A 14,070-nucleotide genomic window follows, 5' to 3' on the forward strand; every position below is an offset into this window, starting at 1 on the left:
AGTAAGTCTTAATTTTGCGGCATAGCCTGCCCCGTATACGGGGACGCTATCATTAATTGTCGAACTTAGGTTATTAGTCAACATGGGCTTTCCGATAGAGTTTGTGAATAGTGGGAGAGTTTTAACTGCTTAGCTTGAGTGGATAAAAGATAGTGTCCTGCTCTATAGGTTAAATACAGATAAGCTGGAGTTATAATTTTTCTCTTATCTTATGAGGGCGGACAGGAGAGGGGGTATGACAAAGTGGGCCTTCTATTTGAGTAGTTGATTTGTATTTCAACTGATAAGTTATTAAAACTGGCTGCTTGCTATGAAGCATAGTAGCCAGAGGATACGTTGTACGTGCCGATTTTATTCCCTTTAATTCTAATACTGTATCCTGACACATTGGTGGACAAGCTTGAGAAAAGTTAACCAATGCATTTTTAAATAGAGATGATAAAACCGGCTTAATCAGGTTTTCTTCTTCTTCTTTTTAGCCGCAGGGAACAAAATATTGTTCAGAATCAATCGATAACCTGCAGAGTTAGGGTGTAAGTTTAGGTCTGTAGGGGGTTCGCCTACAAAATGTTGATAATCCTCAGGATCGTGCCCGCCATAAAAAGTCCAGAAACCCTTCCCAAATATACCGTGAATGTATCTCGCTTCATTGATAGATTCTGTTTCTCCCAATATCACTACATCAGATTTAATCAAGTCTTTTTTATAAGCAGTGGTTTGCCCCATAAATCCTTTTATCAATTTCTCATGGTTTTGAGTAAGCATCGTAGGAATGGGATCCCATTTGGCGGAAAATTCAAAAAGTGTGAAAAAATCATTTCCTTCTTTAATACCAGGCCTGTCAGGAATATTTTGATCAATGTTGGAGTATTCATACTCCAGTGGATTCATTTCCAATACAAAATCCTTGAAAGCAAAAGTCTTGTCATAATCTAATTTTTCCTGCGCATTCGGATCGGCAGGGTCTCCATCATATACCCTCCCCACAATATCAATTCCTGCAGCGGCCAGGGATATATCATAAGTGTCAGTGGCAGAGCACATGGCAAAAAGAAAACCTCCTTTTGTTACAAATGATTGTATTTGTTGAACTACGGCTAATTTGAATTCTGATACTTTTTTGAATCCATATTTTTTAGCCAATGCCTTATATTCATTTTGTTGCTCAATATACCAGGGTTGGTTGGAATAAGTTCTGTGAAATTTCCCGAACTGACCAGTAAAATCTTCATGATGAAGGTGCAACCAATCATAATCAGCCAATTCATCGTTCATCACTTCATCATCGAAAATCACATCATAAGGAATTTCTGCATAGGTGAGGACAAGTGTTACTGCATCATCCCAGGGTTGTTTAGACTTTGGAGAATAAACAGCAATTTTTGGCACTTTATCCAACCTCATAGCATCTTTATTGGAAGAAGGACTGGCAATTTCATCAAGAAGTTGGTTGGTTTGAGCATCAGAAATAATTTCATAACTAACTCCTCTTATAATCAATTCATTAATAATAGATTGTCTGCTTTCCACAAGAAAACTACCCCCTCTAAAATTGAGGAGCCAATCCATGGAAACATCATTACCAAGTATCCAGTATGAAATCCCGTATGCTTTTAAATGGTTGGATTGTTTGTCATCCATAGGGATTAAGATATAATTAGCCTTCAGCTGAAAAGCTATTAAAACAAGGATAATGGAGACGAGAATTTTTTTATACATAAATATCTGTGATGTTTAAATGATGAATCTCTTCGGTAAAGTAGTAGATTCTATATTTAAATAAAAAACTAATTGTTATTCAAATAATTAAATGTGTATTTTATGTAATATATCGTGAAAATTAGCGATTAATTGTTAAAATTTACAAAAAAAAATAAGGCATTGGACTATTTAGAAAACATAAAGGAGGGAATTCGTTCCATAAAAGGCAATAGATTGAGAACTATTTTAACAGCTCTGATTATTGCTATTGGAATAACTTCGCTAGTGGGTATTTTAACCGCTATTGAGGGAATTCAAAGTTCAGTAGGAAGTAACTTTGCAAGTTTAGGGGCTAATAATTTTGATATTGAGTCCAAGCGACTTGACGGCAGAAGCAGTACTTCCCAGGGAGTGCAGGAAAAAAAGTATGAACCGATAGGCTATAAAGAAGCACAACAATTTAAAAGTAAGTACGATTTTACCGGCTCTGTTTCCATATATGCAAGAATAACGGGAAATGGAGAGGTGAAATACCAATCAACCACTACAACACCTACCATCAATATAGCGGCCACTGATGAAAATTATTTTGTTCAAAATGCTTTCGAAATAGCGGAGGGTAGAAATTTTACTTTTCTTGAAATCCAACAAAATAATAATGTGGCAGTTATAGGTGCGAATGTTGTGAAAAAATTATTCCCTGAAAATGTTAATCCTATCAATGAGAATATTTCTTTTTTAGGTAATAAATTTAAGGTGATTGGAGTTTTGGAAGAAAAAGGAGGAATGGGTGGAGGAGGATCTGACCAATCTATTTATATACCTATTGGGCTTTCCACAATCTTAGCGGATAGAGAGCTGCAATATTCACTAACAGTATCGGTAGAAAATCCCATATTTATGGAACCGGCTATTGGTGAAGCAACCGGGGTGATGAGAGGTGTGAGAGGAGATAGGATAGGTGAGGAGAGTTCTTTTAAAATTGAAAAAAGTCAATCTTTGGCAGATAGAATGGATGAAATAGCTGGATATTTGAGAATTGGAGGTTTTTCTATTGGAGCCATTACATTACTTGGGGCTTCCATTGGTTTAATGAATATTATGATGGTTTCTGTAACCGAACGTACCCGTGAAATAGGAATCAGGAAAGCAATTGGTGCTTCTCCTACAAAAATCAGGTTGCAATTTTTATGGGAAGCCATTGTGATTTGCCAATTGGGAGGATTGGCAGGTGTTGTTTTTGGTATACTTATTGGTAATGGTATATCCTCGCTCATTAGCGAGGGAGGGTTTGTAATTCCATGGCTTTGGATGATAACAGGATTAGTGATTTGTGTGGCGGTTGGTTTAATTTCAGGATACTATCCTGCCCATAAAGCTTCAAAATTAGACCCTATTGAAGCGTTACGCTACGAATAAGTGCTAAAAATTTAATGACGAAGACATACTTTATATTATTTTTACTTACGGGCTTTCTTTTGGTAGACAACCAGGTGGCGTTAAGTCAAGATACTTATTTTAGAGGTTTTTACCATGGAAGGAACGTCTTTGTCCGTAACCCTTATATTGAATCTGAAAAACAATTTTGCATTCAGTCCATCTATCTGAATGGTAAAAAAATTACGGATTCGCCAGGCAGATCTGCCTACGAGTTGTCTATGGAGGATTTGCCTTTGGATAGTAGAGTGGTAATCCGTATAGTACACCATAATACCTGTAAGCCTGAATTGATCAACCCAGAGGTAATTCAGAATGACCTTAAGTTTTCCTGGTTGAAATTATATGTAAATGAAGAAAGCATTATTTGGATTACCACCAAAGAGGATAAGGAAGGACGCTATGTTATCCAACGTGAATCCGCAGGAGAATGGGAAACAATAGATTCTACGCAAGCCAAAGGGGGGATTTTTATTAATCAGCACAGCAAGGAGCTGGACCATAATAAAGGGGACAATACTTACCGGGTATTATATAAAGATCCTCAAGGTGAAATTATGAGTTCAGATGAATTCAACTATTTTTCCGACAAAAGTGAAATCAGTCATGTAATTGATACTGATAAATGGTCAATTGAATTCACTGAAGAAGTTAGCTTTCAGCTATTGAATGCCGGTGGACGGATCATCATGCGTGGAAAGTCTGTTTCTTGCGATATCAGGAAGTTGCCTTATGCATCTTATATAATCCGTTATGAAGGTAAGGACTACCCTTTTGAGAAAAAGAAATAATTTCCATTTGGCCTTTCAATAAGTTGTAGTATTCTTAAAATTTATTTTTGCTCTCACAGAATTTCCTTATCTCAAAGTATAGTGATGGACATGTCACCTATAAAACGCTGTAAAGTAGTTATAACAGTTTTTTGGCTTGAAAGAATCCCTTAACAGTTGATTCACTTCTTCAATATGTGACAAGATAAATCCATACAAAATTTCTATAAACGTTTGTTAGTTAGGTTAATATTTCTCAATTTACTCTGCATACAGCATAAAATTTTAATTTATAACCAAAAAACTAACAAACGATGAAAAGAATTTTAACCGTATTAGTAGCAATGACTATTCTTTGGTCATGTTCAAAAGATGAAGAAAACCTGAAAGTCGAGGAACAGCTTGTTGATGTACAACAAACGACTGAAATAATCCCCAAGGAAAAGATTGATGAATTTATTATCAATAGTTTAAAAAAGAACAATGAATTTAACTGGTCAGAGGTCAATGATGTAATGCTTTGGAGTGCATTAGTACATGCTGACAGCATATTGACAGTAGGCTATACCGCAAGTGGTCAAGCCAACATTAATGAAAGAATGACTTCTATTAATGTTCAGGATCCTGAATGGATAAAGTCTCGGGATGAAGTGTTTGATGAAACAGCGAGTGTATTGTCCAGAAAGTATAATAAGTCAGTGGAAGTGGATGATTTACCGAGTTTCACTCATGAGGTATTGCCTTTTGTAGAAATGAAAGCGAGCGATTTGGAAGTGATTAACAGGTTACGCTCATTGGAAAATGTAAGATATATTGAGCCATTAGGCTATGAAGTGGATTTTCAAACCTACGGGTCAGGTGAAAGATACAGTGATTCGGGTTGTTCCAATAGTCCTGATTTTGGTTTAGCATCTGATAATTACTCTACAATTTCCCCTAATGCTAAAATGTCATGGAATTACCCTGGAATGGGAATTGATCAGGCCTGGAACTATAGCACAGGTCAGGGCATTACAGTAGGATTGATTGACACAGGACTTTCACCTGATCAAATAAAATTAGGGAACGAATTTAATTCTGGTTCTTCAGCCAATAGAACGGTAGAACGATTTGGCTTTCATGCTACAGGAATGTGGTGGTGGAAAGCCATTGATGGCCCTGATGACCAATGTGGTCATGGAACGGCAATGGCTGGTGTTATAGCTGCCCCAAGAAGTACTTCAGGCTCTTCTGTAGGAGTAGCGTACAATGCCAACCTGATTGGCGTAAGAGGCACCGGGGATGTAGTAGTTAATAGTGGAAATGAAAAAACAGGAGTTTCCGATGCTTTGATTTATTTAGGAAACAGAAATGATGTAAAAATCATTAGTATGTCTATAGGGGATGTTTTTCATAATTCCAAAGTAGCAGATGCTATCAGGTATGCACATGGAAAAGGGAAATTAATATTTGCCGCAGCGGGAACTTCTACCAGTTTTACTAACTGGTTTGGAGTTATTTTCCCAGCAACTATGAATGAGACTGTGGCCGTTACAGGTGTAAAAGAAGGTCAGTATGTGCGTTGTGATGTTTGTCATTCAGGCGATAAGGTTGATTTTACAGTAGTAATGGAAAAAGCAGGCACAAATGCTCACCCGCTTTCTTTGGCTATGAGTGGTTCTGATCCATCTACTGTAGGTGGATCCTCCGTTGCCACTGCAACCGCAGCAGGAATAGCTGCTTTAGTTTGGTCTAAGAATCCCGGATGGAACCGTGATCAGGTGCTAAACAAGCTGAAGCAATCGGCTGATTTTTATCCTAACCGTAATTCCAGCTTTGGCTATGGGAATTTAAATGCGCTTACTGCAGTACAATAACTTTAGTTTATAAATAAGATTTCAAAGCCAATCCATCAACTATGGGTTGGCTTTTTGTATTGGTTGAGGCTGTTAATCAAACTTTTGCCTTCCTTTTAATTTTGAAACACCGATGGCCAACAGAATAATTACAATTCCAATCCACTGTAAGAAGGTGACTTTTTCAGCTAATAGCCAACTGGAAAAGAACACGGCTACAGGTAATTCCACAGAGCTTAAAATAGCACTAACACTCACACCTGTTTTAGGAATACCATAGGCAAAAAACAGTGGAGGGATAACTGTTCCAAATAGGGCGAATATAATTCCCCATTCGGTTAAGCCTTTGGCTAAACTACCATTCCATAAAAATTCAGGAGGAAACAACAGGAATATAAACATACAAGATCCGGTGATCATCAATGCGCTTTTTTGTACAGGAACCAATTTGTTTCCAACCCTGCCATTTGCCCAGATAAATACAGCATAAAAGAATCCGGCCAATAAACCATAACCAATCCCTTCAAGGCTCCACGGGATATTTTCCAGACTGTATACATTTCCGGCAAGATAAGTACCGAATAAGATAAACAATACTGAAACCCATTGCATAGGGGTAGGATATTTTCTGTGCAAAACAATTTCTATCAAAAGGCTAATCCATGTGAATTGCATGAGGAGGAGAATACCAATAGAGGCAGGTAGTTCTTGAATGGATTTGTAATAAAAAACACTCACTAATCCCGTGCTTATGCCTGTCAGTAATATACGCCAGCTACTTTTCCAGGTGAATTTTATTTTTATTTTCTGGATGAGTATCCTTCCCAGTAAAATCACCCAGAGAATGAGCATTCCGAAAAAAACCTGCACTCCTGTTACTTCTCCAAGCGTGAATCCTTCTTGATAGGAAAGTTTTACTAATGTGGTAAGAATTCCAAAGCTACAAGCTCCAAGGAAAACTAATATGGCACCTTTAATCATATTTTAAAATTTGGGATTGCAAAAATGAGGAAATTTTTGAGCGCAAACAGCATTCACTGAATAAATCTTAAAGAAAATAAACCCCCTTGTTCAGCTATGAACTCATAAAAGTACTTCCAGAGAGTAATTGGAAAGATAAATGCAGTGGAAAAAATTTTTTATTTCATCGCCAAGGTTTTGCTTTACCAATGAAGTTCTCTTACATCTGTCAATCTTTTTACGGTTTGATAGTGCTTTTTACCCGGTTGATGATTTATATATCCATATGTATCATTTCTGTGTCAGATGCGTAAGCTTTATTAGATACTGATTTCAATTTAAAACGGTTCCACTATTTTTTACTTTAAAAAAGAAGTTATGGCTGAGAAAGGTAATCCTAGGATAAAAAACGAAAAGCAATATGAGGCACTTCGTGATCAGGGAGTGAGCAAGAAAAAAGCTGCCAGAATAGCGAATACCCCTAATGAGGAAATGAGTAGTGGTGGGGAGAAATATGAAGAACGTACCAAAGAAGAATTATATAATAAAGCAAAAGAGGTTGGGATAGAAGGCCGGAGTAAAATGAAAAAAGAAGAGTTAATCAAAGCCTTGAGAAAGGGCAAATGATACTCAGATTATAAAATAAACTTCTTAAAATTTGTAATTATGAAAGATCAGGAAATTGTGGATTCACTTAATAAACTACTTACCAGAAACTATGATGCGGAAAAAGGCTATGAGCTGTTAGCTGATAAAATTGAAAGAGAGGAATTAAAGGGTTTCTTCCAACATGCCTATAAAGAACGATATCACTTCGGACACGAAATTAAAGACATACTAAAAGCTTATGACGCCAAACCTGACAAAGGAACGAGTCTTATAGCAGATACTCATCGTGCTTTAATAAATGTGCGGGATTTATTAACAGGAGAAGATAAAGAGGCCGTACTTGATGAAGCAATAAGAGGAGAAGACTATGCCATCAATGATTATAAGGAAGTATTGGAGTTATCTTCATTACGGGTTGAACATAAACGTATTTTGACAGATCATTTAGAGTCTATCAAGACTTCCAAAGCTGAGCTTGAGGGGATGAGGAAAACTCTTCATTCTTCATGAATTAAAATTGATATTTTTTAACCTTTAAAACTATAAACCATGGGACAATTAGATAATAAAAAAATCGCCATTTTGACAGAAACAGGATTTGAAGAAATTGAGCTAACAGATCCTAAGCAAAAATTGGAAGAGGAAGGTGCTACAGTTCATATAATATCACCAACCAAAAAATTGCGTAGTTGGCACAAAGGTGAATGGAACCTGGAGATGAATGCGGATAAATTGGTAAATGAAGTAAATGCCTCAGATTATGATGGTTTAATGCTTCCAGGAGGAGTTATTAACCCGGATAAATTGCGCAGAAGCTCGGAGGCAATTGAATTTATTCGTCACTTTCTTAAAAATGGCAAACCTATTGCTGCCATTTGTCATGGAGCGCAGTCATTAATTGAAACAGGTGAACTGAAAGGCAGGATAATGACCTCTTTTCCAAGTATCCGGACAGATTTGGAAAATGCCGGAGTCCTGTGGGAAGACAAGGAAGTAGTAGTAGATCAAGGGCTGACAACCAGCCGATCACCAGATGATCTGGATGCTTTTAATTCTAAAATGATAGAAGAATTTGCTGAAGGAGTGCATGCTTAAATAGAGCCTATTAGGCAATTACAAACTTAGACGACAGATAATCTATAGTTTATTAATTGTTAAAAACTGCCTCATTGTTGATTAGTGAGGCAGTTTTTTATGTCAATACCCACTTCAAAAGGTTTAGCTTTAATTCAATCGTACCTAATTCCTGTATTCCGGATTTGGATGATCCTTATTTTCGCGCTCAGTCCATAGAGTGCTTTGATTTCCATAAGCAGGTATTCCTCCTTTATCTTTCAGTATTTTGGCTAAATGCATCAGGTTCCATGTCATAAAAGTAGTATTTCTATTAGTGAAATCATTTTTCGGGCCACCTGATTCTTCATCAAGGTAGGAGGGGCCGGGACCCGCTTCGCCTATCCACCCCGCATCTGCATTGGGAGGAATGGTGTAGCCCAAATGTTGAAGGGAGTAAAGTAAATTCATAGAGCAATGTTTGATGCCATCCTCATTGCCTGTGATAATGCAACCGCCTACCCGACCATAATAAGCAAACTGATCTTGGTCATTTAGCTCAGCTGAATTGGCGTATAATCGCTCTATTACCATAGTGGCCACAGAAGATTTATCGCCTAACCAAATGGGAGTTCCAATCACCAAAATGTCAGCACTCATTACTTTTTGATGAATTTCAGGCCATGCATCATTGGACCAGCCATGTTCTCTCATATCAGGATAAATACCAAAAGCAATATCATGATCCACAGCTCTTATCATGGTAGTATCTACTCCATTGGCATCCATTATCGTACGGCTCATATCCATGAGGCCCTGTGTATGTGATATTTCAGGAGATTTCTTCAGCGTACAGTTAATGAAAACTGCTTTCAAACCAGAAAAATCATATGGGTTTTCGTTATTGAGTTTTTCTTGAAGAGAATTAAGTTTCATATGTATGTGTTTATTTTCACCGATCACAACTTTTGCCGCCTTATATCCCGCAGGGACCTTTTGGGAGAATTCCTTACAAATTTTATTCACCTTCAGTTGCCCCCCCGATAACTATCGGGGCTATCGGGGTGGAGATGTCTAAAATTTATACTCATTTTATGGTATTACTTTGTGACCATTTATTATTCGGTAATATTTGCTCTCTATTAATACGTAGTAATTTAGAAATGTTTGTACTATTTGCCCTTTTGCTTCAATAAATAAATCTTAGGTATAAAAAAGCCACTGTGGAGAATAACAGTGGCTCAATACTAAAACAGACCAATTACTGTGCATTCAATGTCCAGTCATATGGATAAAACACAACTGAGTAATTGTCCGGTATTTTGTTGGTTCTATATTTATTCAGGTAAGCTAATATATTATCGTTTTCCTCTGTAAATTCTTTTCCGTACCATTTAAAAATCATAGAAAGTCCTACCTCTTTTTTATCCGGATCAACACGGATGAAATCCGGATTGTTAATGGAGTTTGCTGATCGTTTTTCTAATTGAGCCTCCAATTTTTCTGGGGTGAATGCAAAATTAGCTAACTCCGGACAACCCGCAGCGGCACATGAAAAAGCAAAATGCACGCGGGGATCTCTGAATTTCAAGATCACTTTTCCTTTTTCTATCTGGTCCAACGTTAGCCTTTCACCCGCAACATCATGCTTCACTTTATCAAAAAAGCCATTCCTGTCTAAGGCTGATTTCAAAGGGTAATATTCAGTGATTTGATGAATAACAATGATGTTATAAGCATTGATGTAAAACGCTTTTAACTCATTATCGCTGATGTTTTTCACATTAACAGTACTGATTGATTTATATAGATTATCAATCTCAGTAAAGTTTTCTTTTAATTTCTTATAATCTACGTTTCCTTTCATTACGTATTTTGAAAGAAACTTATCCGCTTGTTGATTGAAATTATTTATATCTTGCCTAAAAGCAAATAAAGAATGGGTGGCTAGTATTAGTACCAGAAAGCTGTTGATTAAATGTTTCATTTTTATTTCTTTGAGTTTATTTTATGCTTTACATACGTAAACATGCATAAAATAGATTATACTTAAATGTCATTGAATAGACATTTACCCAGATTAATTTAAATTATCATTGCAAATAGGTAGTAAGAACATCTTTATGAAGAGAATTGTTATTATTGGAAATGGAATCTCCGGAATCACAGCGGCAAGACATATTAGAAAACATAGCGATGATGCTATTACAGTAATTTCAGCTGAAACAGATCATTTTTTCTCAAGAACGGCTCTGATGTACATTTACATGGGGCACATGAAATATGAACATACCAAACCTTATGAAGATTTCTTCTGGGGTAAAAACAGGATTGATTTAGTACGTGATTACGTGGAGAATGTAGATTTTTCCAGTAAAAAACTTCAATTAAGAAACCACCAGCCATTGGAATATGATGTGTTGATTTTAGCTGTAGGATCAAAGCCTAATAAATTTGGTTGGTCGGGACAGGATTTAGAAGCAGTTCAAGGACTATACAGTTATCAGGATCTGGAATCGATGGAAAAATATTCTCCTACTACCAAACATGCGGTGATAGTTGGTGGTGGTTTAATTGGTATAGAAATGGGAGAGATGTTCCACACAAGGGACATTCATGTTACCTTTATAGTTCGCGAAAAGAGTTTTTGGAACAATGTGCTTCCTGCTGAGGAGTCAGAAATGGTGAACCGACAGATCAGGAAAAAAGGAATGACCTTAATGCTTGAATCGGAGCTGGAGAAAATTCTGGATGATGGCAATGGAAGAGCATCAGGAGTTATAACTAAAGAAGGAGAGCAGATTGATTGCCAGTTTGTTGGACTTACAGTAGGGGTGAGTCCTAATATTGATTTTTTAAAAGCGACTGAGCTTGAGTTAAATAGAGGTATAAAAGTAAACGAATATTTTGAAACCAACCAGCCTGATGTTTATGCTATAGGAGATTGTGCTGAATTTCATGAAGCTCCGGCAGGGGACCGTAAACCTATTGAGCAAGTATGGTATACCGGAAGAATGCATGGCGAAACTTTGGCCCAGACCATATGTGGTAATAAAACTGCTTATAAGCCAGGGATCTGGTTTAACTCAGCCAAATTTATTGATCTGGAATACCAGGTATATGGCCAAATAGGAAGTAAACCTGATGAAGAAAATGAAGAACATTTTTACTGGGAACATAAAGATGGTGCAAAATCCATTCGACTTGTTTTTCATAAAAAAGATAAAACATTGAAAGGTGTGAATGTGATGGGAGTGCGTTATCGTCATGAAGTGTGCGATAAAATGATCCGGGATAAATGGCCTATGAAAAAAGTTTTTCAGGAATTGGATAAAGCCAATTTCGATCCTGAGTTTTTTAAACATTATGAAGGAGAGCTGAGGAAAATGTATAATAACAGATATGCTGATGAGCCTTTGAAGATAAAATCCAAAAAGAGATTTGGCATTTTTAATTTTTAATATGAGCCTGTTCAAAATGACGACATGTCGAGTTGAACTATACGAGAATTGATTGTATTTAATTACCTGCTCAGAAAAGCAGTTCAATATAAATAAACGAAAGAATGAAAAAATTAAAAGCAGTACATAAAGCAGGCCTGATCATTTTTTTGATTGGTTTTGGGTTTTTTATGAGTATGTTTTTCATTGGTGAATATCATATCACCAAAGAAGTACTGCAAAATCAATTGGGAGAGGATAGATATGAAAAAACAGCACCTCATTTCCAGGAGATGATTAGCACTACCTACTCCAGTCAGTTCACCTTTGTCTCAGATATAAAGGAGGTATTTTCAAAGATCAACGATTCCATTCAAAGCAGGTACCGTATTGAAGAAGGTGTGGCTGAGAAATTAGCTGCTGAAGCTTCCGGAAATGTTTATAAACAAGAGCTTATAGGAAATTATTATCAGAGTAATGATGAAATCAGTAGCTGGAAAAAAGATAAATTTTTATCCTACACTGATTGGATGCAGGATAAAAAATTTGATTCAGAGGAAGCCCTGGCCTCTCAATTGCGCAGTTCCATCAATGACATCAACTCAGAAATAGTAAGAAGCAAAGGCTATGAAGATGCCAATGTGAAGAATCATACTACGAGTATCACCAAAGCTTCGGATAAGAGCCATGTAGCATCAAATCCGTGGTTATGGTTATTATTATCAATCATTTTACCTATTAGTGGAGCATTGATGTATATGCTGCCTCGTCTGAAAACAACAGATGCAGGAATTAAGAATGATCATATTTATCACAGGTCACTTACCAGTAGAGGTTGGTTGGGTATTTTTTTAGGAACATTTTTGATCTTGTTTTACATAGTACTTTACTGGTATCCCGAATACATGACTACCTGGGTATTAATGCTGGACCCACTAAGTATGATGTTAAGTGGAAATCCTGCCAGCAGATGGTTTTTATATGGTTTCCTTTACACTTTGGCTATTCTTACCATGGGAGTAAGGATGATCATTAAGTACAGACATAGTCCGTACCAGATGGCAAGGACAGTATCTGTTATGTTCTTTCAGTTATCTTTTGCCTTTCTTATTCCTGAAATCCTGGTAAGGCTGAATCAGCCGTACATGGATTTAAAAAATATCTGGCCATTAAACTATGATTTCTTTTTTGATTATAAACTGAATGAAATGATTACTGCCGGCACCATAGGGATATTTATGTTGGGCTGGGGTATTGCACTCATCATTATTGCTGTCCCTCTTTTCACTTATTTATATGGGAAAAGATGGTACTGTAGTTGGGTTTGTGGTTGTGGAGGCTTAGCAGAAACGGCAGGAGATCCTTACCGTCAGCTGTCTGATAAATCATTAAAAGCCTGGAAGTTCGAGCGCATTTCAGTCCATTCTGTATTGGTTTTCGCAGTTGTTATGACCATTGCAGTATTGTATAGTTATTTTACCGAATCACAAACACTTGCCGGAATTAACACCTATTCCATTCGATCAGTTTATGGTTTTGCCATAGGCTCTATCTTCGCGGGAGTAATAGGTACCGGCTTTTATCCTTTAATGGGAAACAGAGTATGGTGCAGGTTTGGCTGTCCTTTGGCTGCATATATTGGCATCATCCAGAGATTCAAATCAAAGTTCAGAATTACTACCAATGGTGGTCAGTGTATCTCATGTGGTAACTGTTCTACCTATTGCGAGATGGGTATAGACGTTCGTTGGTATGCACAGCGTGGCCAAAATATTATACGTGCTTCTTGCGTAGGCTGTGGAGTATGTTCTTCTGTTTGTCCGCGTGGAGTGCTTAACCTGGAGAATAAAGATGAGAATGGCAGATTTAACCAGCCAATTTTAACAGGGAATGATAGCTTTGGAGTGACAAGCTAATATGATATAACCCTTTATCAATTGATCTTGAATGGTAATATGGAAATATATAGCCATTCAAGATCCTTTTAGAAAGAATTAAGCCAGCCCTTTCAGATACATATTAAATTCAAGCGCGTTTGATTTTTTGAACCCATCAACTTCCAAATCTTCTTTGATATCTTCATCAAAAGTCATTTTGGTTTTTTCTATCTTTTTATCAGGATGGATAATTAGCTCCAAACCTGTATAATCAAGAGGGTTTAATTGTACCAGTACGATATAATCGTCAAACACCCTTTTATAATATTCATGTACTACTAAACTACTTTTCATAGGTTTTGATTAAGTAACAACTTCCGTCATTCCG

13 protein-coding genes are annotated in these 14,070 nt (G+C 36.8%); 8 read left to right on the forward strand and 5 right to left on the reverse strand.

Features of this window, described 5'->3' with window-relative positions; translation table 11 throughout:
- Positions 1–453: 453 nt before the first annotated feature.
- The gene (locus tag JKA74_RS06520) at positions 454–1,719 is read right to left on the reverse strand and encodes an asparagine synthetase B (protein ID WP_201430357.1); all 1,266 of its coding nucleotides are present in this window, start codon (positions 1,717–1,719) and stop codon (positions 454–456) included.
- Positions 1,720–1,881: 162 nt separating this feature from the next.
- Between JKA74_RS06520 and JKA74_RS06525 the strand changes: the two genes are divergently transcribed.
- The 3 genes from JKA74_RS06525 to JKA74_RS06535 all read left to right on the forward strand — a co-directional run bounded on the left by JKA74_RS06525 (position 1,882) and on the right by JKA74_RS06535 (position 5,764).
- The gene (locus JKA74_RS06525; RefSeq protein ID WP_201430358.1) at positions 1,882–3,120 is read left to right on the forward strand and encodes an ABC transporter permease; all 1,239 of its coding nucleotides are present in this window, start codon (positions 1,882–1,884) and stop codon (positions 3,118–3,120) included.
- A gap of 14 nt (positions 3,121–3,134) precedes the next feature.
- Positions 3,135–3,929, forward strand: coding sequence for a hypothetical protein (locus JKA74_RS06530; RefSeq protein ID WP_201430359.1), 795 nt, complete (start codon positions 3,135–3,137; stop codon positions 3,927–3,929).
- 293 nt (positions 3,930–4,222) lie between these two features.
- Entirely contained in the window at positions 4,223–5,764 is a 1,542-nt protein-coding gene (locus tag JKA74_RS06535) for a S8 family serine peptidase (protein WP_201430360.1), read from the forward strand.
- Positions 5,765–5,836: 72 nt separating this feature from the next.
- Here the strand turns inward: JKA74_RS06535 and JKA74_RS06540 are convergent, their stop codons facing one another.
- The gene (locus tag JKA74_RS06540; RefSeq protein ID WP_201430361.1) at positions 5,837–6,724 is read right to left on the reverse strand and encodes an EamA family transporter; all 888 of its coding nucleotides are present in this window, start codon (positions 6,722–6,724) and stop codon (positions 5,837–5,839) included.
- Positions 6,725–7,081: 357 nt separating this feature from the next.
- On the opposite strand from JKA74_RS06540, the gene JKA74_RS06545 reads away from it, so the two are divergent.
- The 3 genes from JKA74_RS06545 to JKA74_RS06555 are packed head-to-tail and all read left to right on the forward strand — an operon-like array spanning position 7,082 to position 8,407.
- Entirely contained in the window at positions 7,082–7,330 is a 249-nt protein-coding gene (locus tag JKA74_RS06545; RefSeq protein ID WP_201430362.1) for a DUF7218 family protein, read from the forward strand.
- A gap of 39 nt (positions 7,331–7,369) precedes the next feature.
- The gene (locus tag JKA74_RS06550; RefSeq protein ID WP_201430363.1) at positions 7,370–7,822 is read left to right on the forward strand and encodes a ferritin-like domain-containing protein; all 453 of its coding nucleotides are present in this window, start codon (positions 7,370–7,372) and stop codon (positions 7,820–7,822) included.
- 39 nt (positions 7,823–7,861) lie between these two features.
- The gene (locus tag JKA74_RS06555; RefSeq protein ID WP_201430364.1) at positions 7,862–8,407 is read left to right on the forward strand and encodes a type 1 glutamine amidotransferase domain-containing protein; all 546 of its coding nucleotides are present in this window, start codon (positions 7,862–7,864) and stop codon (positions 8,405–8,407) included.
- Positions 8,408–8,551: 144 nt separating this feature from the next.
- On the opposite strand, the gene JKA74_RS06560 is transcribed toward JKA74_RS06555, so the two are convergent.
- Complete coding sequence (locus JKA74_RS06560; RefSeq protein ID WP_201430365.1) at positions 8,552–9,301, reverse strand: flavodoxin family protein; 750 nt, start codon at positions 9,299–9,301, stop codon at positions 8,552–8,554.
- Positions 9,302–9,626: 325 nt separating this feature from the next.
- Positions 9,627–10,352 carry a DUF547 domain-containing protein gene (locus JKA74_RS06565; protein WP_201430366.1) on the reverse strand — a complete coding sequence of 242 codons (726 nt, stop codon included), beginning with the start codon at positions 10,350–10,352 and terminating at the stop codon, positions 9,627–9,629.
- A gap of 136 nt (positions 10,353–10,488) precedes the next feature.
- Between JKA74_RS06565 and JKA74_RS06570 the strand changes: the two genes are divergently transcribed.
- The gene (locus tag JKA74_RS06570) at positions 10,489–11,826 is read left to right on the forward strand and encodes an NAD(P)/FAD-dependent oxidoreductase (protein WP_201430367.1); all 1,338 of its coding nucleotides are present in this window, start codon (positions 10,489–10,491) and stop codon (positions 11,824–11,826) included.
- Between the two features lie 104 nt (positions 11,827–11,930).
- On the forward strand, positions 11,931–13,721 hold the full coding sequence (locus JKA74_RS06575) for a 4Fe-4S binding protein (protein WP_201430368.1): 1,791 nt from the start codon (positions 11,931–11,933) through the stop codon (positions 13,719–13,721).
- A 78-nt stretch (positions 13,722–13,799) separates the two neighbouring features.
- On the opposite strand, the gene JKA74_RS06580 is transcribed toward JKA74_RS06575, so the two are convergent.
- Positions 13,800–14,036, reverse strand: coding sequence for a hypothetical protein (locus JKA74_RS06580; protein WP_201430369.1), 237 nt, complete (start codon positions 14,034–14,036; stop codon positions 13,800–13,802).
- Positions 14,037–14,070 lie beyond the last annotated feature (34 nt).

The organism is Marivirga aurantiaca (assembly GCF_016679925.1).
GTDB classification, from domain to species: Bacteria; Bacteroidota; Bacteroidia; order Cytophagales; family Cyclobacteriaceae; genus Marivirga; species Marivirga aurantiaca.